Genomic DNA, 26,664 nt, shown 5'->3' on the forward strand with positions numbered 1-26,664 from the left:
TTTTGTCCAGTATGTGCGAAGGGTGCCGGATGGCACCCTCCACACCCGGAAAAATCCGGACCTAACAGATTATAAAACAACATTTCAGAACACCCTTGTTCTCTACATAAACACACTTAGATTGTGATTATATTAGTGTATACAAAGTTATCCCCCTGATTATTCTGTGTATACAAAGTTATCCAGCTTATCTGCGTTGTCTGCATTGATCAGTACACAGTCAACCAGCTGTTTTTCTTCCATGCCGGTGGAACCTGTGGTCAGATAATCGTTAGCCTGATTTACAGCGTTTCTTGTGATAAGATCGATCTGCTGAAGACCTGTTGCCAGACATTTGCCTTCTTTGATGTTATCTCTCATATCGTTGGAACCGTCCACACCAATGATGTATACTTCATGGTCAAGGTTTGCGGATTCCACTGCTGCTGCTGCGCCGCAGGCCATGGTATCATTACCACAAACGATAGCTACGATGTCCGGATACTGCTGTAAGATGGTCTCTGCCTTCTGCTGACCTTCTGTCTGATCCCAGTTAGCGGACTGCTGTGCAACCATTTCCATGTTGGTCTGGTCGATAACTGCGTGGAACGCATCGGAACGTACCTGGCAGTTGGTATCAGATTCAAGACCAAGCAACTCTGCGTACTGGCCTTCACCGCCTGTTGCCTCAACGAGCGCCTGTGCTGCTGCGGTAGCACCCTGGCTGTTATTGGCTACGATCTGAGCGACTGCAATACCTTCCTGGTTAATTTCACGGTCTACCAGGAATGTAGGGATTCCGGCATCTCTTGCTTTCTGAACAGCTTCGATGGAGGCATCAGCTCCGGCGTTATCGCAGACGATTGCGGAAGCGCCTTCGGAAATCGCTGTATCAAACAGTTCGGACTGTTTGGTTGCGTCATCATCATGAGATACACATTTTACTGTGTAACCTAATTTTTCTCCTTCTTCCTGACATGCTGTCTGAACAACACCGAAATAAGGATTGGATGTAGATGGTGTGATACAGTAAATCAACTTGTTGTCCGCATTGGCATTGAGAACTTCATCGGAAGCTGCCGCTTCTGTGGAAGCCTCTGTTGCTGCAGGTTCTGCTGCGTCATCTGCTGCAGGTTCTGTGGAGTTGCCACATCCTGCCATTGCTGCCACCATCGCTGCTGTCATAAAGCCAGCCATCAATTTTTTGTAGAATTTCATTTTTCTTTCCTCCTCATCTTGAAAAATTTATGTTGTTTATGAGACATCACGAAAGCTGTTAGCCCTTTCGTGTGAATATCTGATCACATCGAAACATTCCTAATCTTTTCCGATATTCCGGTGCACTTTAATGAATAAAGTACTCCGCAGGATTTAATTAAGTGTACTGTAAATCCTTTGTAAAATCAATATATTTTTTTGATGATTTTGACATCTTTTTTGTCAATAACGACAGTTAAATTTTCTTTTTTTATCTGTAATCGAGCTTATTTAGATAAAACTTTTTGTACACTTTCTTTCCAGCCTGTGTATTTTGCACAACGTTCTTCTTCGCCCATAGCCGGCGTGAACTTCGTGCGTTTCAGTCCTGCGAACAGGCGCTCTTCCTCATAGAAGCCCATGGCGATCCCCGCCGCATAGGCAGGTCCCATGGCGGACAGTTCCTCCGCGTCCGGTACCTGCACCGGGATATTTAAAATATCACTCTGGAACTGCATGAGATAACTATTTTTGGTCGGTCCTCCGTCCACGCGAAGCTCCTCCACAGGAATACCAGAATCCTCAGCCATGACATTGACCACATCGCTGATCTGATACACAATGCAGTCAAGGGCCGCCCGCACCAGCTCTGCTTTTCCCGTTGTCCGGGTGATGCCGCAGACAATGGCCTTTGCTTCACTGTCCCAATACGGAGCGCCAAGTCCGGTAAAGGCCGGAACCAGGTAAGTGGTATCCCCCGGATTGGCGGACTGCGCCAGTTCCTGCGTCTCCCCGGCGCTTGCGATGAGTCCCAGATCTTTCTGCAGCCAGGTGATGACTGCACCGGTGTAATTGATGTTCCCTTCCAGAACATAATTGACCTTTCCCCTCAGGGACCACGCCAATGAAGAAACCACGCCTTTATCACTGTAGATCGGCTTTTCCCCCACGTTCATCATGATGGAAGAACCGGTTCCATAGGTTGCTTTGATCATGCCCGGCTTCACACAGCCCTGTCCGTACAGCGCTCCGTGGGAATCTCCCATGACTCCGTGAATCGGAATCGGTTCATCCAGCCATCCGTCAAAATCCGTATAGCCGTAGAGCGCATCGGAATCACAGATCTCAGCCAGCATCTCTCTCTTTATTCCGAAAAGAGCGTTGACCTCGTCATCCCAGTCCAGCGTTCTGATATTAAACATCTGCGTCCGGGATGCATTGGAATAATCGGTTTTAAAAACATGTTCTTTTGTCAGATGATACAACAGGTAGCTGTCCATGGTTCCCACCGCCAGCTCACCCTGCTCTGCCGCTCTGCCGGCTTCCTCCACATTCCGAAGGACCCAGGCGATCTTCGCGGCTGAATAATAAGGAGACAGAGGAATTCCCGTGTGCTCCTGTATCATGGCTGCATGGCCGCCCGCGGCAATCTCTTTACAGATGGATTCCCCTCTGGCGCACTGCCAGACGATGGCGTTATAAACAGGCTCCCCTGTTCTTTTATTCCAGCAGACGGCTGTCTCTCTCTGATTGCTGATGCCCAGACCCAGGATATCTTTTTTGTCGATCCCGGCCTTTTCCACAGCATTTTTCACAACCTGGATAACATTTTTCATAATCTGCGAAGGATTATGTTCCACCCAGCCTTTTTCATTTATAATCTGATCATGCGGCAGGTCCGTCCGGGCCACGATTTTTCCGTCCCCGTCAAATACGATGCCTTTGGTGCCCTGCGTGCTCTGATCAATTCCCAACATATATTTTTTCATTATCAAATACCTGTATAAACCCCATATTTTCGTTCCCGGCAGATATTTCCCTGGCTCCGCCTGAAAACGATATGATTTCCCGCTGTTATTTCAGCGCTTCTTTTGCCTTCCCGGCAATGCCTTCCGCAGTCATTCCGTAGTAGTCATAGACCTCTTTGGACGTTCCTGTGATAACAGGAGCATCCGGCAGAGCTACGTTGATGACTTTCTTCGGGCAGTTGGCGCTGACTGTCTGAGCGACCATGGAGCCCAGTCCTCCAAACGGCGCGTGCTCTTCTGCTGTCACGACTGCCTTTGCCTGCGCCGCATACTTCAAAACAGCTTCTGTATCCAGCGGTTTTACGCAGTACATATCAAGAACAGTTGCGCTGATGCCTTCTTTTTCCAGAAGTTTTGCGGCGTCATAACATGGTTTTACCATCTCGCCGCAGCCAATCAGCAGAACGTCGGAACCTTCGCAGAGAACTGTCGCCTTATCCATCTCAAACGGGCAGTTACCTTCTTCATAGATATCTTCCACGGCATTTCTTCCCACCCGGATGTAGGCCGGTTTCTCATCCTCAAGAAGCGCTTCAATGAGGCATTTGGTCTGGAAACGATCGCTCGGAAGATACACTCTCATATTCGGGATCGCACTCATAGCCGCGATATCCTGCGCAGAATGATGACTCATTCCCAGAGCTCCGTAGCTGATGCCGCCGCTGATACCGACGATGGTCACATTGGTGTTGGAGTAGGCCACATCCACCTTCGCCTGCTCGTAACTTCTTGTGGAAACGAAGCTGGCCGGCGAGAAACAGAACGGTTTCTTTCCGCACTTTGCCATACCGGCGGAAATACTTACCAGATCCTGCTCCGCAATTCCTGTCTCCACGCAATTTTCAGGAAATGCGTCAAAAAACGGAGTCATGGATGCAGAACCACGGGAATCACTGCACAGTGCGATAATACTTTTGTCTTCTTTTACTTTTTCCATCAGGGTCTCACAGATTGCCTGACGATTTGGAATCTTATTCATTGACTGCTTCCCTCCTCTTTTCAAGCTCTGCCTTGATGATCTGATACTCTTCATCGGTCGGCACTTTATGATGCCATCCGGCTTTGTTCTCTATCAGTTCGCCGCCGCCAAAACCTTTGGTGGTGTTGGCAATGATGACCGTCGGACGACCTTTGCATTTCTTCGCTTCCTCAAAAGCCTCATTGAGAGCGTCAATATCATTGCCCTCCGCCTGGATCACATTCCATCCGAAGGCTTCGAAACGGGTTTGCAGATCATCCTGTCCCATCACGTCTTCTGTATTGCCGGAAATCTGCAGGCGGTTGCGGTCCACAACAGCGCAGAGATTATCAAGCTTGTACTGGGATGCGGCCATAACGCCTTCCCATACGGAACCTTCTGCCAGTTCACCGTCTCCCATAACGGTGTAAACACGATTGCTCTTACCATCCATCCGGCAGGCCAGGGCCATACCCACACAGACCGGAAGTCCGTGACCCAGGGAACCGGAATTCATCTCAATACCCGGAAGCTTGTTATTCGGATGTCCGATGTAAGGAGAACCAAATCTGGAAAACTTCGCGATGACCTCTTTGATATCCAGAAATCCTTTGGCTGCCAGAACGGAGTAGTAGGCTTCCACAGAATGTCCCTTGCTCATGACAAACAGATCACGATTCGGATCATCCGCCGTTTCCGGAGTGATGTTCATCTGTTTAAAATAAAGAGTGATCAGAATGTCCATGACACTGAAGTCTCCGCCGATATGTCCGGTGCCCGCTCCCTTGATCATATCAAGGACATTTAACCTGCACTCGTAAGATAATGCTTTCAAGTTCACGTTATGCGCCTCCTAAAATCATTTAAAAAATGTTATCAGTATATTTTATGGTTTTACTTTCTGGCGGGGAATCCGCCGGGATCCCCCTGTGCCAATTATTTATCTTCTTTTTTTTATCAGTCTACTTTTTCTCCACGGATAATCGCCTTTACCCTCTCTTCCACCGGGTCATATAAATCCGGTTTGATTCCCAGGTATTTACATGCCTCATAGAGCACCGGCACGATATCCATATGAATACCCACGCAGTGGTGAATGTACGGTCCCTGGACGATCTTATCTTCCAGACGATCCAGATTATCCACTTCCACCCACATGTAGGTTCCCTTGGTATATGGTCCGTCCACGGTCTTTGCGTTGCCCATCAGCATGGAATATTCGCCGTTATCGCCGTCAAAACGGGCCAGAGTGAGATGTTCGCCGTCCTTTGCCCGTGCCATGAGAGACCCGGAGTGGTCAAAGGCAACCGGGGTGTCAATGGATGGCTTCTCGGCCGCGATGGATACCGGCCACGGTCCGCAGTGCTGCAGCAATTCGGCATTGTCGTTGAACGGATGACGCACAGTCCAGTCTGCGAAGAAAGAACGTGTCTGTCCTCTTCCGGCTGCTTCCACCATCACCGAAGTGATCGTTCCGTGGATGTCTGTCTCACAGGCAATCGGGAATCCTTCATCATTACAGAGCGCATTGGCTGCACAAGGCATAATGCCGATCTCATCCTGCAGGGCATCCCAGCACTGGATCGCGCCGCAGTTGCAGCCATATTTCTTTCCAAGCTTCGTCATGGCAACTTTGAGAGCCGCCACATTTTCCAGCTGTTCCGGAGTCACCTTCACGCACATATTGTCACAGCAGTATGTGGTCACTTCTTTGATCGCTTCCGGTTCATTTTCTTTGACTTCTTTCATGGTCTTCGTCAGTTCCGGCATCGGAATCGGAGAAAGCTGGATGCCAAATTTCTCTAAAAGTTCTCCTTCGTTGCACATGGTGGACCAGAAATCAAATGGTCTTGTGGAAATCTGCAGCACTCTCGTATTTCTGAATGCCTTTACCACGTTACAGACTCTTAAGAACCGGTCGATGCCTTCTGCGAAGCACTCATCCTCCAGGTTGCAGTTCTTCAAATATGTAAACGGAATCCGGAATCTTCGGAGTACTTTTCCTGTGGCAAACAATCCACACTGGCTGTCACGAAGACGCATACCGTTTTCATCCGGACATTCATCCCTCGGTCCCCAGAGCAGCACCGGCACATCGAGCTTTTTGGCCAGACGGCAGACTTCATATTCTGTACCGAAGTTGCAGTGCGGAACAAAGAGTCCGTCCACATGAGCATGTTTAAACTTCTTGTAAATCTTCTCCATGCCTTCATCATCATAGAGCAGACCTTCCTCATTGATATCATCGATATCCACGAAATCCACATTCAGTTCTTTCAGTCTCTTTGCGGTCAGTCCGCGGTATTCCACTGCGGCAGGCGCTGAAAAAATCGCTCTTCTTGTCGGCGCAAAACCAAGTACTACCTTATCCATAATCATTTACCTCCTTTTTTTACGACGAAGCGTAAATCGGCAACACTGTCCCGTTCCACAAACTCCGTGCACACCTGTGTTTTTGTATTTATTTTACTGTTTCCATCTTTCATCAATTCAATAAGCCTCCGGACTGCCAGCTGTCCCATTTCATATTTATATACCTTGATGGTGGTCAGCCGGGGCGTCGAAATCTCACAAAATGGCAGATCATCAAATCCGATGACAGAAATATCTTCCGGAACCCGGTAGCCGTACTCTTCAAATGCCTTGATACACCCCAGAGCAATCATATCATTGTCGGCAAAGAACGCTGTCGGCATCTTCGGTCTTTTCTCCAGATATTCCCGCATATCCTTATAGGCGCCATCCATGGTGGTGCTCACCGTAAAAATGTATTCGTTATTCAGCGGAATATTATTCTTGGCAAGCGCTCTGCTGTATCCCGCGGATCGGGATGTGAACGCCTTGATCCTAAACCTTCCTCTGAGATATCCGATCTCCCGGTGTCCCCGCTTTATCAGGTACTGGACCGCATTCACCGCCGAATCTGCATTGTTGATCAGAACCGCATTCATCGGAAAATTAGAACTCCAGCAGTCCAGCAGTACAATCGGGCAGTGCCCGTTCATGAAAAGTGGAAATTCGTCATCCAGAAGCTCCGTTCCCAGAAGGATCACCGCTGTGGATGTGTCATTTAAAATCGCATTTACCTGCTCCTCAAAATCAGGAGCCGTTCTGTCCAGATTACACATGACCATCTCATAGCCGGAAGCCCTGCACTCATTTTCCACACCTTTCAGCAGTACAGAAAAGAAGGGAGAATCATCAATAATCAGGCCATTTCTCTTATAGATCACAAGCTTGATTTTGGAAATCTTATTCTCGGAAATATAACCAATCTCTTTTGCGACCTGAAATATGGTGTTGGCAGTTTTACGGTTAACCCCCTTCTTATGATTCAGAGCGTTGGAAATTGTAGCCGGTGAATAACCTGTTATTTCACTGATCTGTTTGATACTGGCTTTCATTTCTTACCCTCCTTTTTGTACGTTAATTATAAAATTTTTACATAATCTTTTCAATTAATTTTTTTCAAAAACGCCATTTCAAAATCAAATCTGTTAAATATTTATATTTTTTCATCTATTTTTTGTGCATATTTACGTGAAATATCTTGTGATTCCCATGTTTTATTAAAAAACGTCGTTTTTGTCATATAAAATTTTATATAAATATTTTGCAGGCTTCTTTATGTGATTTTTTTATGTTACGCTTTTGATTGCGATTTTTCAGAAAATTCTGTATAATAAACGGAGCATGTGATATCCAGACCAGCGTTTTCAGAACAGATATCACGGAATATCAGAAAATAAAAGGAGGAAAGTATGCGTGAGCAATTAGACACGATAAAACATTTATACCGTCTCTCGGGCATATTGGTTCACCCCACTTCTCTTCCCGGGGAATATGGCATCGGAGATTTAGGTCCGGAGGCGTACCGTTTTGCAGATTTTCTCAGAGACGCCGGCCAGCATCTCTGGCAAACGCTGCCTCTCGGTCCCACTGGCGATACAAACTGTCCGTATCAGTGCTATTCATCTTTCGCCGGTCAGCCTCTGCTGATCAGCCCGGAACTTCTCAGGGATGACAGTCTTTTATCCGGGGAAGATCTGAGGGACAAACCGGAGTTTCCGGAAGAAAAGGTGGATTATGAGCTGGTAAAAGAATACAAAGACACTTTATTTCACAGAGCTTTCGAACGATTTCAGGCGGAAGACTTTCCTGAACTGAAAAAAGAATTTGAAGAGTTTTGCCTGAATACAGACTGGCTTCCTGATTATGCTATGTTTATGGCCATCAAAAAGAGTAAAAATGGCGCGCACTGGCTGAACTGGGAGAAAAAATACAGAAAACCGACCAAATCACAGAAAACAGTGATCGAAAGAGAACTGCATGAGGAGATCACTTACGAGAAGTTTCTCCAATGGCTGTTTTTCCGCCAGTGGGAAGCGCTGAAACAATATGCCAACGAACAGGGGATTCTTTTGATCGGCGACATCCCGATCTTTGTGGCTGGAGACAGCGCCGACGTTTGGGCTCAGCCTAAATTATTCCAGCTGGATAAAGACGGATTTCCGACAGTGGTCGCCGGCGTGCCGCCGGATTATTTCAGCGCCACCGGTCAGCTGTGGGGCAATCCTCTCTACGACTGGAAATATCACAAAAAGACCGATTTTGCATGGTGGATGAAACGAATTGAAACACAGCTGACCATGAGCGATATCGTCCGCATTGACCATTTCCGCGGACTGGAAAGCTACTGGGAAGTTCCCGCCGATGCGGAAAACGCACTGGCCGGTAAATGGGCGGAAGGTCCCCGGGATGCTTTCTTTGAACAGATTGAACAGATTTTCGGAACTGACTTACCAATTATTGCAGAGGATCTGGGCGTTATCACCGATGAAGTCCGGGCTCTTCGGGACCGCTATCATCTGCCGGGCATGAAGATTCTGCAGTTTGCTTTCGAGGATGACAACAGCAGCTATCTTCCGTATAACCAGCCGTATAACTGTATCTGTTATTCCGGTACCCATGATAACGACACCAGCACCGGCTGGTATGACCACGCGCCGGAACATATCCGGGATAAGGTCCGCCGTTACATGAACACAGACGGTTCCCAGATCAGCTGGGATTTCATCCGCACCTGTTTCGGTTCCCCTGCCAGAATCGCCATTGTTCCGGTTCAGGATCTGCTGTGCCAGGGCAGTGAATACCGCATGAACGTACCAGGTGTTGCCGACGGCAACTGGGCTTACCGGATCAAGGACGGCCTGCTGACCTCCGATATCGCCAAGCGTCTCCGTGACATCACCCGACTTTATGGCAGATAGGAGAATATTATGAATTTACGGGCATTTTGCATTTTAGTTTATGTAATCTATTATATTATCGTGACCACTCCGCAAAGACGACGTCTGCGGGAGATGGCAGAGACGGACCCGGCGGAAAGCTCCCGCCTCTCTCATCTGTCGGTAAAAAAGGCCTTCCGCATGATCCTTCGGATTGCCGGAGTGAAGATTGAAGTGAGTGGACTGGACAATATTCCTGACGAGGCCTGTCTGTATGTGGGAAACCACAACAGTTATTTTGATATCCTCGTCACGGAAACTGTCATTCCTTCAGGTACAGGCTTCGTCTCCAAGGACAGCCTGCAGAAGATTCCGGGACTGTCCTCCTGGATGAATCTTATTCATTGTCTGTTTTTAAACAGAACCGATGTCCGGGAAGGTCTGAAAATGATCCTGACCGGCGCCGATTATCTGAAAGAGGGATATTCCATGTTTATTTTCCCGGAAGGCACCCGAAGCCGGGACGGACATATCGGCGAATTCAAGGGCGGAAGCCTGAAAATGGCACAGAAAGCCGGCGCTCCCATTGTTCCGGTTGCCATTTCCGGTTCCAGTAAAATATTTGAAAAAAACGAGGGGCTCCGTGTGACCCCCGGCCATGTCAAGGTTTCCTTCGGAACTCCGTTCAAGTTCTCAGATCTGACAAAGGAGCAGAAGAAAACCATCAGTGATCATACAAGAGCAGCAATCCAGGTTATGCTGGATCATCACTCAGAAAATATCTGGGCAGATGACTAAGAAGATTCATGCTAATTTTTTCAGGATTGTTCTTTTCATAATGAAAAAAAAATGTTACAATATCTGTTTGTAATGATGAACTGCCCAGGCTGACGGATCCGCTTCCGCCGGTTTGGACGTATATAACTTAGGAGGATGAGACATGAATGTGAATCCATGGATTATTACGGCTGTCATTCTGGTCATCGCCATCGCCGTTCTCGCATTCCTTTATTACAAAGGCTCCAAAATGCAAAAACAGCAGGCAGAGCAGAAAACCAAACTTTTTGAGGCAGCACAGCAGGCTACCATTCTTGTAATTGACAAAAAAAGAATGCCTCTGATTGATTCCGGACTCCCGCAGGCCGTTCTCGACCAGACTCCGAAGAGAGCTCGCCGGGCGAAGGTTCCTGTGGTCAAGGCAAAGATCGGGCCCCGGGTTATGTCCCTCATTGCCGACGAGGACGTATATGATCTGATTCCTGTGAAAGCAGAAGTCAAAGCTATGATCAGCGGCATCTATATCACCAGCATCAATAACTTCCGCAAGGCTCCGGTGCCTGCTCCGGAAAAGAAAGGCTTCATCGCCAAGATCCGCAGGAACGCCGACAAGGCGCAGGAAAATATTGACGCTGCCAAGGCAAAACAGGAAAAGGCCAAAAAAGACCGAAAGAAAAAATAAAGACGGCGCTCTGACCGGAAAGATCCGCCGTTACACAAAAACCCCGTATTATCTCCGCTTTTCATAAAAAGCTTTGATAATACGGGGTATTTTTTATTCCTCGGGCAGGGGCCGTACTTCCACCGTCAGATGGTACTCAGACACCAGCATCCCGGACATATAAAACGCATACTCCAGAGTGAGCCTGAACAGATCGTCCTTTGCATGTATCTTCACTCTCTTGGTATCGGATACCATCTCCATCGGTCCCGCCGGCGACTGATACACACAGGCTTCCGAATGTCCTTCCCGAAACCGCAGCAGCGAATCTCCTCCACCACTCTTTTTCAATTCCACCACATCCGGCGAGATTGTCAGACGGTTCCTGAACGTCTGTCCTTCCTCCGTGGTCTCTGAATAAAAAATATAATGCTTTCCATTTTTTGTAAAATAATCAGCGAAAGTGACGATCTCCGACGTCTCTTCCTGACCAAATCCCCGCTGCACGCCTCTGACCGTCAGGTGCAGCTTCTTTTTCTTATCGTTTGCCATGCTCTATCCTTCTATCCCTCATAGCGGACCATTGCCAGATCAATTAATTTCTGCACCAGTGCTTTCTTGTCAAGTCCTCTTGCTTCCCAGAGCATCGGGTACATGCTGATGGCTGTAAAGCCCGGCAGGGTGTTGATCTCATTGAACACCACTTCGTTGGTGTCCTCTTTTAAGAAGAAATCCACTCTGGATAAGCCATAACAATCCAGAGCCTTAAAAATCGCCTCGGCATCTCTGCGGATCTCCTCCGCCTTACCTTCCGGCAATTCCGGATCCACAACGGTCTTTGACTCGGCATTATTATACTTGGCCTCGTAAGTATAGAAGGTGTCCGCCGCCAGAATCTCACCCACGCCGGAAGCCTTGGCGTCCGCGCCGCCCAGCACCGCGCACTCCAGTTCTCTTCCCACGATATTCTCTTCCACAAGGATCTTTGTATCATGCTTCGCCGCCAGCTCCAATGCGGCAATCAGCTCTTCCCGGCACTCTGCCTTTCCCACTCCCTGGGAAGATCCCGCCTTGGACGGCTTCACAAACACCGGATACGGAAGACTTTTTTCCACTCTGGAAACCACGGCATCCATCTCTTTTAATTCTGAACGGTGTACGCCCACAAACTTCGCCTGGCGAATACCGATCGAATCCACGATGATCTTCGTGTAGAACTTATCCATGGAGCAGGCTGACGCCAGCACGCCGCAGCCCACATATGGGATCTGCGCCAGTTCCAGCAGTCCCTGCAGGGTGCCGTCCTCCCCGTTCATTCCGTGAAGCACCGGAAATACCACATCCACATGAAGTCTTTCCACCTTGTCTCCCTGGATCAGACACAGTTCATTCCTGCCGGTCTCCGGTGAGATCATTGCCTGTGTATGCCCCTTCACCCAGGAGCCGTCTCTGATCTTATCCACAGACTCCACCAGCTTCCACTGGCCTTCTTTCGTGATGCCAACCATGATCACGTTATAAATATCTGTATTAATATTCTCAATCACTGTAGCGGCAGACATGAGGGACACCTCATGTTCCGAAGATCTGCCTCCCATAACCACAACGATGTTTTTCTCCGCCATTTCTTTCATTCCTTTCCTGTATTGCCCGGGCAGCCCCGGGATACAAACCTGCTGTTCTCCGCAGGCACTCACCGGCACAAAACCCCTTTTATTATATTATCTTTTTCTTGTTCTGCAATACTATATCATATTCTTATGCATTTGAACACTTTACATTATTCTTTCTCTTTTCGTATCTGAGAAATTTCAGAAAGGAACATCCCCACCGGGAAGGCTTTTCGCTTGATCATGGACATCCCGGCTGTCTGCGGTGAAAAAGAAAAAAGCCAAAGATTCCGGATTCATCCGGTCTCTTCAGCTTCCCGATTCACAGTGCGCGTATCCTACAGCGGCACTTCCTCGTCCATCACGATGTCGATATTTCCGTCTTCCGGTCCCTGCTCATCCCAGTAGGTCTCAAAAAACTTGTCAAAAATACTTGCTGTCGCTGTGGCCTTCACTCCTGTAGCTGCCACAGTACCCCCGATGATACCCAATGCCATTACCAGACAAATTGCAGGCGCCATTAATTTTTTACGTAACATTTTTCAACTCTCCCTTCCGGATCAGAATATCCGCTGTCCGGCATAAAACCATCCCTGGCTTCCTCCCGTACTCTGTTCTTCTGAATCACAGATATCCCTCTTCCTGAACCCTTATATGTGTCTTCTCAAAATCATTATCAACTGCAAATTGTAACAGATTCTGAGTTTGTTTGATAATAAAAATACTAGCACAGCCAACCTGCTCTGTCAATAAATCCCATTACATTTTCCGATTTTTATCAAATTTTTACACCCTTTTAACATGAAAATGTAATATCTAACCGAGCTTTTTCTTAAGCATTCCCGGATTCATCGCATTGGCCAGGGCCGTCTCCTTGTCTATCTTTCCCTCCGCACACAATTTTGCCAGATAATGATCCAGGGAAAACAGGCTGTCCGCAACGGAAGAATAGATCATTCCATCAATCTGGTGGACCTTACCGTCCCGAATCATATTTTTGATAGCTGTGTTCACCGTCATCAGCTCAAAAGCCGGAACCCGTCTGCCGCCGGCTCCGCCCACCAGCTGCTGGGACACCACCGCATTGAGTACAGAAGCCAGCTGCACAGTGATCTGTCTCTGCTGATTTGGAGGAAAAACATCAATAATACGATCTACCGCATTGGCTGCTCCCACTGTGTGAAGCGTGGAAAATACCAGATGTCCGGTCTCCGCCGCCGTCATGGCGATCTGAATGGTCTCATAATCCCGCATCTCCCCCAGAAGAATCACATCGGGACTCTGCCGCAGCGCCGCCCGCAGTGCAGTTTGATAACTTTCCGTGTCGGAACTGACCTCCCGCTGACTTACAATGCTTTTCTTGTGCCGGTGCAGAAATTCCAGCGGATCTTCCAGTGTGATAATATGGCTCTCTCTGGTACTGTTGATTCTGTCGATAAGACACGCCAGAGTGGTGGACTTGCCGCTTCCGGCCGGCCCTGTCACCAGCACCAGCCCCTTTCTGTACTCTGCCAGATTGAGAATGGAATCCGGAATCTCCAGTTCTCCCGGATCCGGAAGCTGAAAGGCGATGAGTCGGATCACCGCCGCCAGAGATCCTCTCTGCTTATAAATACTGGCACGGAACCGGGCCAGGTTGGCAATGGAAAAAGAAAAATCATCGTCTCCCTTTTCTTCCATTTTCTCTATACTATGATTGGGCACAAGGGCATAAATATCCCGGATCAGCCGTTCCGTTTCCTCCGGCATGACTCTTTCCTCACTCATATGTACCATCTTTCCATTGACTTTGCAGGTCAGCGGAAGTCCGGCAACGATAAATAAATCCGACGCCCCCTGCGCCACCGCCTTTTCCAGATACTCCCGTAATTCCACGATATCTTCTCCCTCTCTTTCCTGTCATTCTCCCTGATATACATCCAGAGACCGGTCTGCCTCCCATTCGTCGGAAGAACGGAGCTGCCACCGGGTCACATCAAAACCCTTCTCTCCGTCCACCTCCGTCAGCACCACAGAAACAGTGAGCATCTGGCCATCGGCCACTTCTTCCTCAAAAGAAAACTGCGTACCCGCCGCCAGATCCTGCTCCTCTGCCTCCTGCATACGGTCCGCGATCTGCTCCTGTATCCGGTCTGCCGCCGCATAGTAGGCCGTCGTGTGATCCGCCGCCTTCTGGGACAGCCGCTTGTCCGCCACCGCATTTTCCAGTGCCAGTACAGAAAATGTCAGAAGCGCCAGTGTCATAAAAACCAGAATCAGCAGTGATATACCCACATTCATCACCGGCATTCCCTTTTTTCTCATAAACTGCCTCCCTCCGCGTCCGGATCATATAGCTTCAGTGTGAGCTGATAAATGGGACTGTCGCCAGCCGCTGATCCGGCATCCGGCTGCCGGCTGCCGACCGCCGTCCAGCCGGAATTTTTCTCCTGGCCATCCACATCGTTCTCGCCAGCATTTTCTCCCTGACCGGCGTTTTTATCCGCCGCGATGGTCACATCCCACATCTGCCCGTCCCGCTGCCAGACAACGGACATCACATAAACCCCATCAGCACTCCCGCAGACTTCCCAGTCCTCATCGTAATACATACACGCGCCGTCCCCGGTACTTTCCATCTGAGGAAAATATTTCTGCAGCTTCTGAAAAAAATGCCTGCCTTCTGACGGACTGCCTGTCCCGGCATCCGTCCCGCTTTCTTCCTGGCCTGTCGTTAAAACAGACGCGCTCCCGGCACCTTCCAGAATCTCCGCCACGGAAGAGACCTGCTTCTGCGCCTGAAACAGATCTTCCGCCTGCCGGCTGATGGAATCTGCCCTGGCAAAGGCCTGCAGAAACACCGCCGCAGTCACAGCAAAAAACGCGATGGCTATCATCAATTCAATTAAAAATAATCCTGCTCTGGAATGTTTGCGTGTTCTCATCCTTCTGTCCTTCCGGCCAATGTGTCGTAGCTTTCATCAACATTTTCTGTATTTCCGTCTCCGGCAGCTGTTCCATCCACTGCCATTCTGATAAAAAACGTTTCCTCCTGCCCGTCCGCCGACACATCAAACTGCAGCAGATTTTCCTCCGGTCTTTCCACTGCAAATGTGTCCAGCTCCACCAGTTCCTGCCCTCCCGCAAGTCCGGTGAAGTCTTCTTTTCTGGTGAAAAGCTCTTTCAGCCTCCCCTCTTCCTGATAAATATAGGTGGCATAGAGTTCTCCTTCCACACGGCTGTCAATGACCAGCACCTGCCGGCCGCCAATCTCTTCTATGGCAATCTGTGAGGCGTCTCCGCACTCCCGGACTTTCTCCTGAAGATAAGATACCGCCGTCCGGACTGTATAATTCTCCTGCAGTCCTTCCGCCGTCCTCTCGTAAATTCTCGCCCCCTGCAGCACCACCAGCAGAGCGCAGAAACAGAACAGCAGGATAAAAAGTAAAGGAAATAAAATATCTATGGTATGTATGTTTCCGCCGCTCTTTCTCATTCTTCCTCCCGGGACAGCCGCAGCACCCGGACCTGAGGCCGGATATTTTTTGCGACAATTTCGTAATCCACAATATATTTTTCTTCATTGTAGCGCAGACCATAATGCTCTTTGAGATAATCAAGGCTCTCCGGATAGGCTCCCTCGGTGCCATAACAGAGCACCGCCGACTGCACCACCGCATTTTCAATATTTTCCATCTCCGTCTCTTGCGTCACAGAAGAGACCGACTGAATGCCCGACCAGAATACAGCCATAAAAATAAAAAAGATACACAGGGACAGCAAAATCTGCCCGTATCTGTTCTTCCGAATATGCTTTTCCATCTGCGCCTCCTCTATGTTCCGTCACCCTGCTGCGCGGCCTGACATAACCCACTTTAGATCATTAACGTCGATCATACTATTATCCTATGCTGGACAAAATTCCCATGAGCGGCACCATCACTGACAGCAGAATACTTCCCACCAGCACGGACAGCACCGCCACCAGGGTCGGTTCCAGCACCGATATAAAATTCTGGATCCGCGCCGTCACCTCGCTGTCCGCCTGCAGAGCAATCTTCTTCAACGCTCCGTCGGTATCTCCCGTCCTTTCCGCTATGTAGAGCATCCTGCCGTAAAGCCCCGTCAGAAGTCCCGCCTGCACTGCGGCAGCGGAGAAAGATTCCCCGTCTTCTACCTTTTCCCGGCAGGAGTCAAGCTTCCGCTTCACCGACTGATCCGCCGACAGAAGGGATTCCACCATCTGAAATGCCCCGTCATAATCCATACCGCTGCGAAGGGCCATGGACATCCCCGACGCGAACCTTGCCGTCTGCATTCTGGTCATAATCTGTCTGGTCCCAAAGAAACGGCCTGCCATGTTCCGGAAACAGTCCTTTCCTTTTGCCGTCCCAAACAGCCAGATCCCTCCTGCCGCCAAAAGGGCGATCACCAGCAGAATCCATCCATAATACTGACGTATTCCTGCTCCCGCCCGCAGAAGCACCGCCGCCATGCCGGTCATCTGTCCGCCCAGCTGTTCGTAAACCTGCGCAAACACCGGCAGCACCTTGACGATCATCACCAGAAAAATGACCACCATCATGCCCAGCATGAGCAGGGGATAGGTCACAGCGTTTTTGATATCCTGCACCATATTTTCCTCCCGCTCATAATAAGCCGCCAGCCCCTCCATGACTTCGTCCAGATTTCCCGTCTGTTCGCCGATACGGGTCATCTGAATCATATAATCCGGAAAGGCTCCAGTCTCTTCCAGCGCATCATAGAAAATGCCGGTCTCTTCCAGATTGCTCTGTATCTCCCCATAAAGCTCCCGGAGTGAACTCTCCTCCTCTCCGGCGTCTTCCTTCATGATCATAATGCCCTCCGCCGCGGAGATGCCCGATTTAAAAATCATTCCCATCTGCTCACAGAACAGAATCCTCTCATTATTTGATAATACTTTCCCCATCACTTATCCTCAAAGCGGCGAAACCGCATAATTGTGCTGACACATCCTCGCTCTGTCCGACAGGATATTCCGCGGCCTTGTGCCTCCCCGCGGAGCGTTTATCTGCCGCCAGTCGACGTCCCGTCCGGATCACCGTCAGAAATCCAGTTCTGAAAACCACTCCAGTATCTTTATCCGAAAACGTCCCCGCTCCCCGAAAAGCACCTGCTTCTCTTCGCCGGAAACGTCCCTTTCCACGTCCTTTTTCCCCTTCTCTGAAAGGGAAGATGATTCCTCTGCATTATAGCATAGTTCCGGGTAAATTGCACACCACCAGTTATGCCCTTCCGCCGGGCCGATGTCCACCCGCAGAGCCTCGTAAACTCCCGCCGGAAAGATCATATTTCCATACCGGCGCACCGGAAACCTCTCCCTGGAAACCGATACCCTCACACTGTCCTCACTGCCATTTTCCCGCAGGGTTGCCGCAGCTGTCCTGGCAAGATCCGGCAGCATCGCCTCCACCTCCGTCTTAAGCTCCCCGGCGCTCTCCGCCCGGTCAGCGGCCGGCTTCAGAGCCGCCAGCATCTCGTCCCTCACCTTAAGCTTCAGCTGCTGCTCCGCCGGCAGATCCGAGGCGGCCCGCACATGGAACCGCAGCGCCGCGTCATAAATCTGAAAATGCGTCTCCATATAAACCTGGTACAGCAGCCCTGCCGAGAGCAGCAAAAGAACCGCCACCGCTACACGGACCGCCATGCAGGACGCTGCCGCCCGCAGACAGACACTGTCTGCGCAGCTCGTTTTTCCTTTGATCCGTCTTATTTTTGTATTCCATTTTGTCTTTATATTTAATTTTGATTCTGTATTGAATTTTGTTTTTGTATCCATAGGAAAAGGATAGACAGAAAACGGGGGATTTAAACGCGGGGTGGAAAAGCGGAACAAAACGGCAAGGCAGGAAATCATCAGCGCCGATTTTCCTTTCAAATATCCCACAAATTGGGCCACGCTGTATTTTGGCAGTATACTTTACCAACATATGTACATGGTCCGGCTTCAGATACCCTTCTATGATTTCTACTCCTTTGTATTTGCATAGCAGGTGGTTTTTTGTTTCGCATGGCTCATTTCTCCTTTATGAGAAACTCGCTTCATGCTCAACAGGCTAAAGCCCATAAAACAAAAAATACCGTACAGGCTTCACCCCATACGGTATCATAAATACATTTTTTCATTTTATCTTGTGACATATATTTTAATATCACAATACGCCTTTCAATCGCAGATATTCCAAAATATACTGGTGAAATATCTCTTCTTCACTTGTTCTTCTGCGTCCTGGCGGGACGCTGCAAAAAAAATCCTCGTAATCCGCATGTTCTCGCATTTCAGACGTTGTGCGGATAATCTTAGAAGTTTCTTTGGAGAAATCACCGATTTTAACATGATATTGATTAAAATGCGCAATCACACCGCTATACTTACTGCTGAACAAACTCATCCAATACATTTACTGCGCGCATACCATGGAAAATAAAATCTATATTCTTTATCCGGGTATCACTCTCAAGGGATTCAGGTAAGCCATTCTTTCACCTGAGAGACATCCACTTTTAACACACCGGCAATCACGTCTTCTTCTATTCCAATTCTGGCCATCTCCACCGCAGTCTCTCTGGCCTTACGCATCTCACCCTCTGCTCTTCCAGCCTTTCTGCCTCTGGCCTCGCCTCTTGCTTCACCCGCCGCAAAGGCTTCCTCCTGCTGTTTTCTTCTGTGAATCGTATCGTCAAAAATCACATCCAGCATACTTGTCACCTCCTCCTGTCTGCTGAGAAGATACTCCTTTAAAATATTATGATCTATACAGTATCTGAATAATTCTTCTGCCGCCTTACTTGTTCTTCCATACTTTTGAAAAAAATATTTTACCTGTTTTGTAAAAGAAATATACTGGCTTAAAATATCCTTTTCTTTTTTCCCATTATATATCATGTGCACGGTCAGTTCAACATCTTTGCAAGCGCCGTGGAATATGTGTTCAGAGAGTTTTAGCACCGCCGGTCTGCTTTTGTGCTCCCCTGTATAAACTACATATAACTCCGGTATTGGCAAATTCAAATTCCTTGACGAAAACACATCCAGACCATTCTGAACAATGTAATTCTTCCAGATCTCCGCCAGGTATATGAATATCCGAATTACAATATTCTCGCTCCACGTCGTCTGTGCCTCTATCATAATAAGAAACTTACCGCCTATGTACATGCCCAGATCGTTTCTGATGCCATTCGTTATCTCTTTTGTGATAGTCAGATATGAAATATCCGCTTCTGTTGCCGTTGTATCCTCCGGATGCAATATTCGGTATAACTGCAGCGCATATTCGGGCTCAAGGAACAGGTGTCTGAATATACTGTCTTTTATTTTACGCTTTGGTATCTTGTCATTATCATCATTTATCGATGCGGTACTTTGTGGATTATTTTTCTTTTTGCTTAAAAATGAATCTGCATAATCCAAAACTTCACCCCGCATTTTCTATTTACAATTGCAATTGTATTTTTATTATATAATAAATATCATATTTATCAATACTTTTTTTATAAAAATATTTATTATTGTATATATTCGAGGCTCGCACATTTTTTTATAAAATGCACATCAGCATATCTATTTTTAAATCGGACAGGAGAAGCTCCTTCCCCTTCCGATTAACGCGATCCGCCCGGCTCATGCCGAAGCCGCTCGCTGTCCGTTGCCCGTCGGGTATCCTCTCACTCCGGCAGCCGATATCCCCGCTTCAGCACCAGCCGTTTCCACTGGATCTTGGTCTGGTACAGGTAAATGTCTTTTTCGCCTTCGGATTTTGCTTTGAGGACTTCGATGGGCGTGCGGCAGTAGATGCCTCCTTCGGCGGAGTCGTTCCAGCCAAAGATGTGGCGTCCTTCCTGCTCGGTCTGTTCCATGAGGCGGCTGACTTCCTGGCCGGCGGCGCCTTCAGGAATATTTTTGATGTCAAGGAGTTCTTCCGGGGTCTGGAGGCAGACGGAGAGCAGAACGTTTGGCGACTTCTGCCAGGAGGCTTCCCATTCTTTTAAAAATGTGTCGAGACGCTCCGGGTTCTCCGCCAGTTTCGGTCCCAGGAAAATGGTGTCGATATGGTTCCATTCCAGGATGCCGGCCTGGGTTTTGGCGAATTTTTCTTCCATCACTTCCATGTTTTCCGCGGTAAAATGAATGGTAATGCAGGGAATACTGTCCTCCTGGGCTTTCATGGAAGGCAGGTCCGCGGTGGACACCCAGTATTCATAGTTTTCTCCACCGTCCTCCACATAGAGGGAAAGAACATAACTTTTTTCTTCCACATCGGCCTGCCGGCCGCAGCCGGACAGGGCAAACATTACCACTAACACGGCGGTTGCCGCCACTGCTCGCCGGGGCAGACGCCGGCAAGGTTTTCGAAACAATGCCCGCAACGGCAGCAGCACAAGTAGCGGAAAATCCACCCATTTCTTATAAAGGACAAACCAGTGAAGAAGCAGCGTCTCTTCCTGGCCCGCCAGAAGGCAGGAAATGAGAAGCAGAAGTGCCGCCACTCCGGCGGTAATAACAGATACCCGAAAGCGCAGGGTCCTGCCATCAAAGATTTTGCCGCCGAAGATTTCTTCGCCGATTTTTCTGCCATAATACAGATAGCCGCTCAATACCCCCACCAGGCAGAGAATCCAGAAGACCGCCAGCAGGATATCAAAACGCTCCAGAAAACCGCCCGGCAGCCGGATCAGCTGCATCACTTTGATGACCGGCCACGGGGAGGAGGCCGTGATTTCTCCACCCAGATTTTCAATGGTCACAAACCAGAGAAGAACATTCCAGACGAGGACGCCTGCCACAGCCCGCCAGACAAGGGCTCTTCTTTTCTTCCACCATGCATCGGCTGCATCAGCGGAATCCGCCACATCTTTTGCCCCTGAAACTTTTTGTTCGGGATCTCCATCCTCTGGCACATCTGTCCCTACATGGACATCTGCCCCAGCGCTTCCACCTGCCGCTGGACTTCCCTGCTGTTTTTCCTGAAACTGTTTCTGTATTTTTTCCTGCGTCTTTTTCTGCAGCTTTTCCTGTATTTTTTCCTGCGTCTCTTCCTGCGTCGACCGCGGGCTTGAAGTTTTCCAGAGATTCCCGGTCACCGCAGGGACCAGGAACAGGAGAAATTCCAGCGGAGTGGAGCACAGCAGAAGAAGATATCCGTTGCCAAACACTGTGGCAACGTTATCTGTCAGTTCCGGCAGATGAAATTTTCCTTCCAGTCCCAGAATGGCAAAGAATACCAGAATCACAAAGAGCGCCATTATCCACGGAAAGAGAAGTTCCAGGAACCGGGCCCGCTTCTGCAGGGTAGTCTGTGTGCAGTACCAAAGCAGCAGGGCAAAGGGCAGGAGAATCATGAATAATCCCGTATCCGGCATGTAAATCTTCTGAATAGACAAACCAAAAAAATAAAACAGCGCCAGGGCGTTGACAAACAGGCGGAGCATGTACAAAACTCCCATCCACTTGCTCAGGACAAATCCGTAACCGGCGGACATTCCGGCGGGATTTCTTCTTTCCAGCCGCCGGATCAGAAACAGCAGCCACACTGCAAATAACAGCAGGAATCCTGCATAAGCCACAAGGGGCAAAAGGCCCTCCGAGCGGCTGCAGAGCGCCGCTGCCGCCGGAAAGGTGAGCCCTGACGCCCCGACGCCTTCGATATAAATCATTCTTGTCAGCTGCCGCTGTGAGATTTTACTTTCGTTCAATGGTTCTCTTCTCCTTTCTCCGGGTCCTTCACCCGCCGCTCTGCCATGGCGGCAGATTTACGATCTCTGATTCTCCTCGCTTCGTTTTCTCCGGATTCTCCGTCCCTCCCTCGTGAACAGAGGCCGTTTTCTCATACAGCGCAGAGGATAGCGCACGTACTCGTCCTTTCTTCCATCGTAACCAAGATGTCCGCCGCAGACGGACGGCAGCATATACGGAACGCCGAAGGATTCCAGCTGCGCCAGGTGGAACAAAAGCGCCGCAAACAAAAGCAGATACCCGTAAATCCCCCACAGCGCCGCCGCAAAGATAAAGAGGAACTTCAACAGACGGAATACGGCGCCGAAGGATTCATTAGGCACAATAAATGAGGCAATGGCCGTAAAAGACACCACGATGACCACGATGGTGCTGACAAGCCCGGCGTCCACCGCCGCCTGTCCCACGATGAGACCGCCAACGATCCCTATGGTTCCGCCCAGCTGGCCGGGGATATGGATACCGGCCTCCCGGAGCAGCTCAAACTGAAACTCCATCAACAGCACTTCCAAAACCACGGGGATAACGATACCTGTTCTTGCCTGTGCCACCGATAACAGAAAAGCTGTGGGAAGCATTTCTGTATGAAAGCCGGCAATAGCCACGTAGAGTCCCGGAAATCCGATGGCAAATATTGCCGCCGCAAACCGGAGAAGGCGGGCAAAGGACGCCACCTCAAAGCGGGTATAATAATCATCTCCGGACTGAAAAAACATGCCATAAGTGACCGGCAGCAGCAAAACTCCCGGCGAATTATCCACTACCAGGACAATCCGTCCTTCCAGCAGCCCGCTGGCCGCCTTGTCCGGACGTTCGGTGTGCTGAAACTGCGGAAACGGCGTCCACGGATTTTTTTCCATGAGCTGCTCTACCATTCCTCCGTCAAAAATACCGTCCAGACTGATTTCCTGCACTTTTTTCCTGACTTTATCAAGGAGCGCCGGCTCCACCAGATCTTCCATATAACAGATGGCGAGATCCGTCTTGGACCGCTCCCCCACTTTTGTATGTTCCATTTTCAATCTGGGGTCCCGGATACGGCGGCGGATCAGCGCCGTATTTGTCCGGAAATTCTCCGTGAAACTGTCCTTCGGCCCCCGCATGACCATTTCCTGCTGGGTTTCTCCCACACCCCGGCCGGGGAAATTTTTTGTAGACAGGGACACCGCTTTTTCGCATCCCTCCACCAGCAGCAGAGAGTTTCCCGACAAAATATCCGTCAGCGCATCTTCATAAGTCTCCACAGCTTTCCAGTCCACAGTCTCCAGCACATGGTTTTCCACGAAAGACAAGCGATTTTCCTTGTCCGCCAGCACATTTTCCTGCAGCGGCCGGATGACGAAATCCTGAAGGGTCTGAGAATCTGTCAGGCCATCCACGTAAATCACCACCGCCCGCGTCTTTCCGTCTCCTGCATAGAACATGTTTTTTACCATATCCCCGCAGTTTTTCAAGGCATTTTCAAAAAATGCATAGTCCAGATCAAAATTGTTTAAAAGTTTTCCTTTGATTTTCTGATCCCTTCCGTATATTGCGTCCATGTCCCCTCCTGTCCCCGGCAGCGCGGCGCCTGCCGGCCCGTTCTCTGATCCACACCTGTTTTATCTGTCCCCTCCGCCGTTTTTGACGGCGTCCGAAGCCAAAAATTATCACAAAAAATGGTTTTCCTGTAGTATCCGGCAATAATGAAAAATTATGCCTGTAATTTTTTGTACTTCTTATGCTTCTTTTCTTGATTTTTGTCTGAAATAAGATATAATTCATGTATACAAGATACACGGGAGGAACAATTTTATGGGACAACCCTTACATTTGAAAGCCTATGGAAAGGTGAATCTTGGGCTGGACGTTATCCGAAGACGGGAAGATGGATATCACGAAGTGCGGATGATCATGCAGACGGTCAAGCTTTATGACCGGATCATTCTGGAACGGAACCATTCCGGCAGAATTTCTCTGCGGACGAATCTGCCTTATCTTCCTGTCAATGAAAAGAATCTTGTTTATCGCGCCATTGATATCATACGGCGGGAGTATGGTATCAAAGACGGGGTCAGCGCAAATATTATAAAACGGATTCCCGTGGCTGCCGGCATGGCAGGAGGCAGCACCGATGCCGCCGCCGCCTTTGTGGGAATGAACCAGCTTTTTTCTCTGAATATCACTCAGGAAAAGCTTATGGAATACGGCGTCTCTCTGGGAGCCGACATTCCTTACTGTATCATGCGGGGTACCGCGCTCTCAGAAGGTATCGGAGAGATCCTCACTCCCCTGCCTCCGGTTCCCGGCTGTTGGTTTCTTATTGTGAAACCAGGTTTTTCCATGTCCACAAAGTTTGTGTACGAACATCTGACGCTCGATGAACACACCGTGCATCCGGACATTGACGGAATGGTGGACGCCCTGGGGCGCCGCGATCTGGACGGCGTGGCCGGCCGTCTGGGAAATGTACTGGAGCAGGTGACAAAGCAGCACTATCCCGCCATCGATGAGCTGAAAACTATCATGAATAAAAACGGAGCGTTAAATTCTCTGATGAGTGGCAGCGGCCCGACAGTCTTCGGCATTTTCACATCCCGGGAGAAGGCCGAAAATGCGGCGAGAGCATGCCGCCGGCACCCGGCAGTACGGCAGACCGCAGTCGTCCGGCCGTTTAATAAATCGCTGCACGCCAAACCGTCCGTGCACACGAACAGATAAATCACACAATGACAGGAGACTTCATATGAATCAGAATCAGGACCATTTAAAAGATACTATGAATGAATATCTTCCTCTCCGGGATGTGGTTTTCAATACCCTTCGCCGCGCCATTATCACCGGCGAATTTGCACCCGGAGAGCGTTTGATGGAGATTTCCCTGGCCAACCGTCTGGGCGTCAGTCGTACCCCCGTGCGGGAAGCCATCCGGAAACTGGAACTGGAGGGCCTTGTGATCATGATCCCAAGGAAGGGAGCGCAGGTGGCAAAGATCACCGAAAAAAGCCTCCGGGACGTTATTGAGATTCGCTGCGTGCTGGAAGAGTTCGCCGCTTCTCTGGCCTGCGAACGGATCACGGAAGAGGGAAAAGAGAAATTAAAAGAAGCGCATCAGCAGTTTGTGGACGCCGTGCAGAGCCGCGATATCCTCGATATCGTGGAAAAAGACGAAAAGTTTCACGACGCCATCTTCCAGGCCACCAGCAACGATAAGCTGATTACCATTATCAATAATCTGCGGGAACAGTTTTACCGCTACCGCATGGAATATGTCCGGGATATCGAACAGCATTCTGTACTGGTCACAGAACACGAAAATCTTCTCCACGCCATATTTAACCATGACAGTGAGACGGCCAAACAGATCATGCGGACCCATCTGAAGAATCAGCAGGAGGGCGTTATTCAGGCCATTAAAGAATAGCAATACGACAAAAGACAAGCAATACAAACTCTCAGGAGGCATTTCCATGAAATGTCCCTTAAGACAAAAAGGCATCCGTTTCCGGAAGGTTCAGAATACATTTTCTGAAATATCCGGATAACGGATGCCTTTTTATGGTTTAAATACATTTTTCTATTATCTGCTCAGAAAACTGTGCAGGAAATTGGAAATTCTCTTGTAAATATAAAAAGTTACGATACCGTTGATTCCCGCTTTGATAATGTTGAATGCGATGATAAACGGCATCAGGCTCCATACAGTTCCTGTCGGAACTCCCATGAACGCCGGGGTGATGATCATATTGGCCGGTATCATGACAAGCGCCATCACCGCCATTCCCGCGAGAAGTCCGATGAGTGCGGTACGTCTTGTCTTTCTGCTGTAATAAACGGTTCCTGCCACCAGAACCAGCGCGCTTGTGGCGATGATGTGCATCAGAATGCCGTAAAATCCACTTCCCGCACTGACTGTCACACCCTGTACAATGGCAGTCACAAATGTGAGCATCAAACCAGCCGCCGGGCCGAAGGCAAAGGTGCCGATAAGAATCGGGATATCTGCCGGGTCATATTCCAGAAACGGAACCATCGGCATAATCGGAAAATGAATCAGATAGACCAGTGCAACGGAAATTGCCACCATCATGGCCATGGTAACCATCTTCTTGGTCCTGCCGATCCCCTCCAGTGTACCGGCTCCTGTCTGCGGGTGTGCTTTTGCTTTCGCGCGTGCCTGATGGCGGCGCATTACTTCGTCTGACATGCAAATTCCTCCTCAAAAATAATATTTTCGAAGAATCTGCCAGGTATTGTGCTGAGCTGATATTCACGAAATTGTCTGTGGAACAGGAAAGAATCCTACAAGGCAGGATTCTCCGCCTGCGGCGGGTCGCAAAAGCGACATCTTCCTATCCGCCGCAGTGCGATCCTCGCGGAGCGTTTTTTATTTCACAGGAATGCCATTTCCTGCGAAATAAAAAAGTCCTGAAATATAAATTTCAGGACCACAAAAAACATTGATCAGCCATCGTTTCTTTCATCCGGACTATACCGTTGGTATGGGATTCCAACCCATTCAACCTCCGTGTACACTGCATCTTCATGAAATGCATTCAAAAGCATCGATATATTTCGAACTCTCTTTGATTCCATTTGCGTGAAAATGTATCTGTACCCTTCTGGCTCGTGGACTTAAGGTCTTGGCCTGTCACCACCAGTGAGGAATTACACCTCGCCCTGAAACAGATTTTTCTGATTTTTATCATA

25 protein-coding genes, 1 pseudogene and 1 riboswitch are annotated in these 26,664 nt (G+C 49.1%); of the genes and pseudogenes, 5 read left to right on the plus strand and 21 right to left on the minus strand.

The window, feature by feature from the left end; genetic code table 11:
- Window positions 1–159 precede the first annotated feature (159 nt).
- The 6 genes from B5E53_RS06090 to B5E53_RS06115 all read right to left on the minus strand — a co-directional run bounded on the left by B5E53_RS06090 (window position 160) and on the right by B5E53_RS06115 (window position 7,346).
- Window positions 160–1,197 (minus strand): D-ribose ABC transporter substrate-binding protein, encoded by a 1,038-nt coding sequence (locus tag B5E53_RS06090; protein WP_087313152.1) that lies wholly within the window; start codon window positions 1,195–1,197, stop codon window positions 160–162.
- Between the two features lie 266 nt (window positions 1,198–1,463).
- The gene (locus B5E53_RS06095; RefSeq protein ID WP_087313153.1) at window positions 1,464–2,945 is read right to left on the minus strand and encodes a glycerol kinase; all 1,482 of its coding nucleotides are present in this window, start codon (window positions 2,943–2,945) and stop codon (window positions 1,464–1,466) included.
- An 85-nt stretch (window positions 2,946–3,030) separates the two neighbouring features.
- The gene (locus B5E53_RS06100) at window positions 3,031–3,963 is read right to left on the minus strand and encodes a transketolase C-terminal domain-containing protein (protein WP_087313154.1); all 933 of its coding nucleotides are present in this window, start codon (window positions 3,961–3,963) and stop codon (window positions 3,031–3,033) included.
- A complete protein-coding gene (locus B5E53_RS06105; RefSeq protein ID WP_087313155.1) occupies window positions 3,956–4,783 on the minus strand; it encodes a transketolase in 828 nt (275 codons plus the stop codon). Before B5E53_RS06105 ends, B5E53_RS06100 begins: the two co-directional genes overlap by 8 nt.
- A 116-nt stretch (window positions 4,784–4,899) precedes the next feature.
- On the minus strand, window positions 4,900–6,315 hold the full coding sequence (locus B5E53_RS06110; RefSeq protein ID WP_087313156.1) for an L-fucose/L-arabinose isomerase family protein: 1,416 nt from the start codon (window positions 6,313–6,315) through the stop codon (window positions 4,900–4,902).
- A 2-nt stretch (window positions 6,316–6,317) separates the two neighbouring features.
- A complete protein-coding gene (locus B5E53_RS06115) occupies window positions 6,318–7,346 on the minus strand; it encodes a substrate-binding domain-containing protein (RefSeq protein WP_087313157.1) in 1,029 nt (342 codons plus the stop codon).
- Window positions 7,347–7,703: 357 nt separating this feature from the next.
- On the opposite strand from B5E53_RS06115, the gene malQ reads away from it, so the two are divergent.
- The 3 genes from malQ (at window position 7,704) to B5E53_RS06130 (ending at window position 10,629) form a co-directional block, all read left to right on the plus strand.
- The gene (gene malQ / locus B5E53_RS06120; RefSeq protein ID WP_204245496.1) at window positions 7,704–9,212 is read left to right on the plus strand and encodes a 4-alpha-glucanotransferase; all 1,509 of its coding nucleotides are present in this window, start codon (window positions 7,704–7,706) and stop codon (window positions 9,210–9,212) included.
- Between the two features lie 9 nt (window positions 9,213–9,221).
- Complete coding sequence (locus B5E53_RS06125; RefSeq protein WP_087313158.1) at window positions 9,222–9,968, plus strand: lysophospholipid acyltransferase family protein; 747 nt, start codon at window positions 9,222–9,224, stop codon at window positions 9,966–9,968.
- 142 nt (window positions 9,969–10,110) lie between these two features.
- Window positions 10,111–10,629: a hypothetical protein gene (locus tag B5E53_RS06130; RefSeq protein WP_087313159.1), complete on the plus strand. Its 519-nt coding sequence runs from the start codon at window positions 10,111–10,113 to the stop codon at window positions 10,627–10,629.
- A 93-nt stretch (window positions 10,630–10,722) separates the two neighbouring features.
- Here B5E53_RS06130 and B5E53_RS06135 read toward each other — a convergent pair whose 3' ends face one another.
- From B5E53_RS06135 to B5E53_RS06200, 14 genes and pseudogenes are all read right to left on the minus strand, one after another.
- A complete protein-coding gene (locus B5E53_RS06135) occupies window positions 10,723–11,160 on the minus strand; it encodes a DUF1934 domain-containing protein (RefSeq protein WP_087313160.1) in 438 nt (145 codons plus the stop codon).
- A gap of 11 nt (window positions 11,161–11,171) precedes the next feature.
- Entirely contained in the window at window positions 11,172–12,233 is a 1,062-nt protein-coding gene (locus B5E53_RS06140; protein WP_087313289.1) for a D-alanine--D-alanine ligase family protein, read from the minus strand.
- A 323-nt stretch (window positions 12,234–12,556) separates the two neighbouring features.
- The gene (locus B5E53_RS06145; protein WP_140401444.1) at window positions 12,557–12,757 is read right to left on the minus strand and encodes a hypothetical protein; all 201 of its coding nucleotides are present in this window, start codon (window positions 12,755–12,757) and stop codon (window positions 12,557–12,559) included.
- A 277-nt stretch (window positions 12,758–13,034) separates the two neighbouring features.
- The gene (locus B5E53_RS06150) at window positions 13,035–14,093 is read right to left on the minus strand and encodes a PilT/PilU family type 4a pilus ATPase (RefSeq protein ID WP_087313162.1); all 1,059 of its coding nucleotides are present in this window, start codon (window positions 14,091–14,093) and stop codon (window positions 13,035–13,037) included.
- 24 nt (window positions 14,094–14,117) lie between these two features.
- Complete coding sequence (locus B5E53_RS06155; protein ID WP_087313163.1) at window positions 14,118–14,522, minus strand: hypothetical protein; 405 nt, start codon at window positions 14,520–14,522, stop codon at window positions 14,118–14,120.
- Window positions 14,519–15,142, minus strand: a complete 624-nt coding sequence (locus B5E53_RS06160) for a hypothetical protein (RefSeq protein ID WP_087313164.1) — start codon at window positions 15,140–15,142, stop codon at window positions 14,519–14,521. The genes B5E53_RS06155 and B5E53_RS06160 overlap by 4 nt, the downstream gene beginning before the upstream one ends.
- A complete protein-coding gene (locus B5E53_RS06165) occupies window positions 15,139–15,693 on the minus strand; it encodes a DUF4860 domain-containing protein (protein WP_087313166.1) in 555 nt (184 codons plus the stop codon). Before B5E53_RS06165 ends, B5E53_RS06160 begins: the two co-directional genes overlap by 4 nt.
- Window positions 15,690–16,019, minus strand: a complete 330-nt coding sequence (locus tag B5E53_RS06170; RefSeq protein ID WP_087313168.1) for a hypothetical protein — start codon at window positions 16,017–16,019, stop codon at window positions 15,690–15,692. The genes B5E53_RS06165 and B5E53_RS06170 overlap by 4 nt, the downstream gene beginning before the upstream one ends.
- 79 nt (window positions 16,020–16,098) lie before the next feature.
- Window positions 16,099–17,148 (minus strand): type II secretion system F family protein, encoded by a 1,050-nt coding sequence (locus B5E53_RS06175; RefSeq protein WP_087313170.1) that lies wholly within the window; start codon window positions 17,146–17,148, stop codon window positions 16,099–16,101.
- A 135-nt stretch (window positions 17,149–17,283) separates the two neighbouring features.
- Window positions 17,284–17,886 (minus strand): stage II sporulation protein R, encoded by a 603-nt coding sequence (locus B5E53_RS19115; RefSeq protein WP_162611798.1) that lies wholly within the window; start codon window positions 17,884–17,886, stop codon window positions 17,284–17,286.
- A 204-nt stretch (window positions 17,887–18,090) separates the two neighbouring features.
- Window positions 18,091–18,229 (minus strand): annotated as a pseudogene (locus B5E53_RS06180) (transposase); the annotation flags it as partial.
- A gap of 476 nt (window positions 18,230–18,705) precedes the next feature.
- On the minus strand, window positions 18,706–18,939 hold the full coding sequence (locus B5E53_RS18855; RefSeq protein WP_140401445.1) for a hypothetical protein: 234 nt from the start codon (window positions 18,937–18,939) through the stop codon (window positions 18,706–18,708).
- Window positions 18,940–19,907: 968 nt separating this feature from the next.
- The gene (locus B5E53_RS06195) at window positions 19,908–21,935 is read right to left on the minus strand and encodes a GerAB/ArcD/ProY family transporter (RefSeq protein WP_087313174.1); all 2,028 of its coding nucleotides are present in this window, start codon (window positions 21,933–21,935) and stop codon (window positions 19,908–19,910) included.
- Between the two features lie 57 nt (window positions 21,936–21,992).
- Window positions 21,993–23,516 carry a spore germination protein gene (locus B5E53_RS06200; protein WP_087313177.1) on the minus strand — a complete coding sequence of 508 codons (1,524 nt, stop codon included), beginning with the start codon at window positions 23,514–23,516 and terminating at the stop codon, window positions 21,993–21,995.
- A 253-nt stretch (window positions 23,517–23,769) separates the two neighbouring features.
- Here B5E53_RS06200 and ispE point away from each other — a divergent pair, with 253 nt between their 5' ends.
- Both ispE and B5E53_RS06210 read left to right on the plus strand, forming a co-directional pair.
- Complete coding sequence (gene ispE, locus B5E53_RS06205; protein ID WP_087313180.1) at window positions 23,770–24,675, plus strand: 4-(cytidine 5'-diphospho)-2-C-methyl-D-erythritol kinase; 906 nt, start codon at window positions 23,770–23,772, stop codon at window positions 24,673–24,675.
- A gap of 25 nt (window positions 24,676–24,700) precedes the next feature.
- Window positions 24,701–25,378, plus strand: a complete 678-nt coding sequence (locus B5E53_RS06210; RefSeq protein WP_087313182.1) for a GntR family transcriptional regulator — start codon at window positions 24,701–24,703, stop codon at window positions 25,376–25,378.
- 156 nt (window positions 25,379–25,534) lie between these two features.
- On the opposite strand, the gene B5E53_RS06215 is transcribed toward B5E53_RS06210, so the two are convergent.
- Window positions 25,535–26,161, minus strand: coding sequence for an ECF transporter S component (locus B5E53_RS06215; RefSeq protein WP_343215603.1), 627 nt, complete (start codon window positions 26,159–26,161; stop codon window positions 25,535–25,537).
- Between the two features lie 261 nt (window positions 26,162–26,422).
- Window positions 26,423–26,646: riboswitch (FMN riboswitch) on the minus strand.
- Between the last annotated feature and the right edge of the window lie 18 nt (window positions 26,647–26,664).

Origin of the sequence: Eubacterium sp. An11 (genome assembly GCF_002161065.1) — a bacterium.
GTDB lineage: Bacteria > Bacillota > Clostridia > Lachnospirales > Lachnospiraceae > Anaerobutyricum > Anaerobutyricum faecale.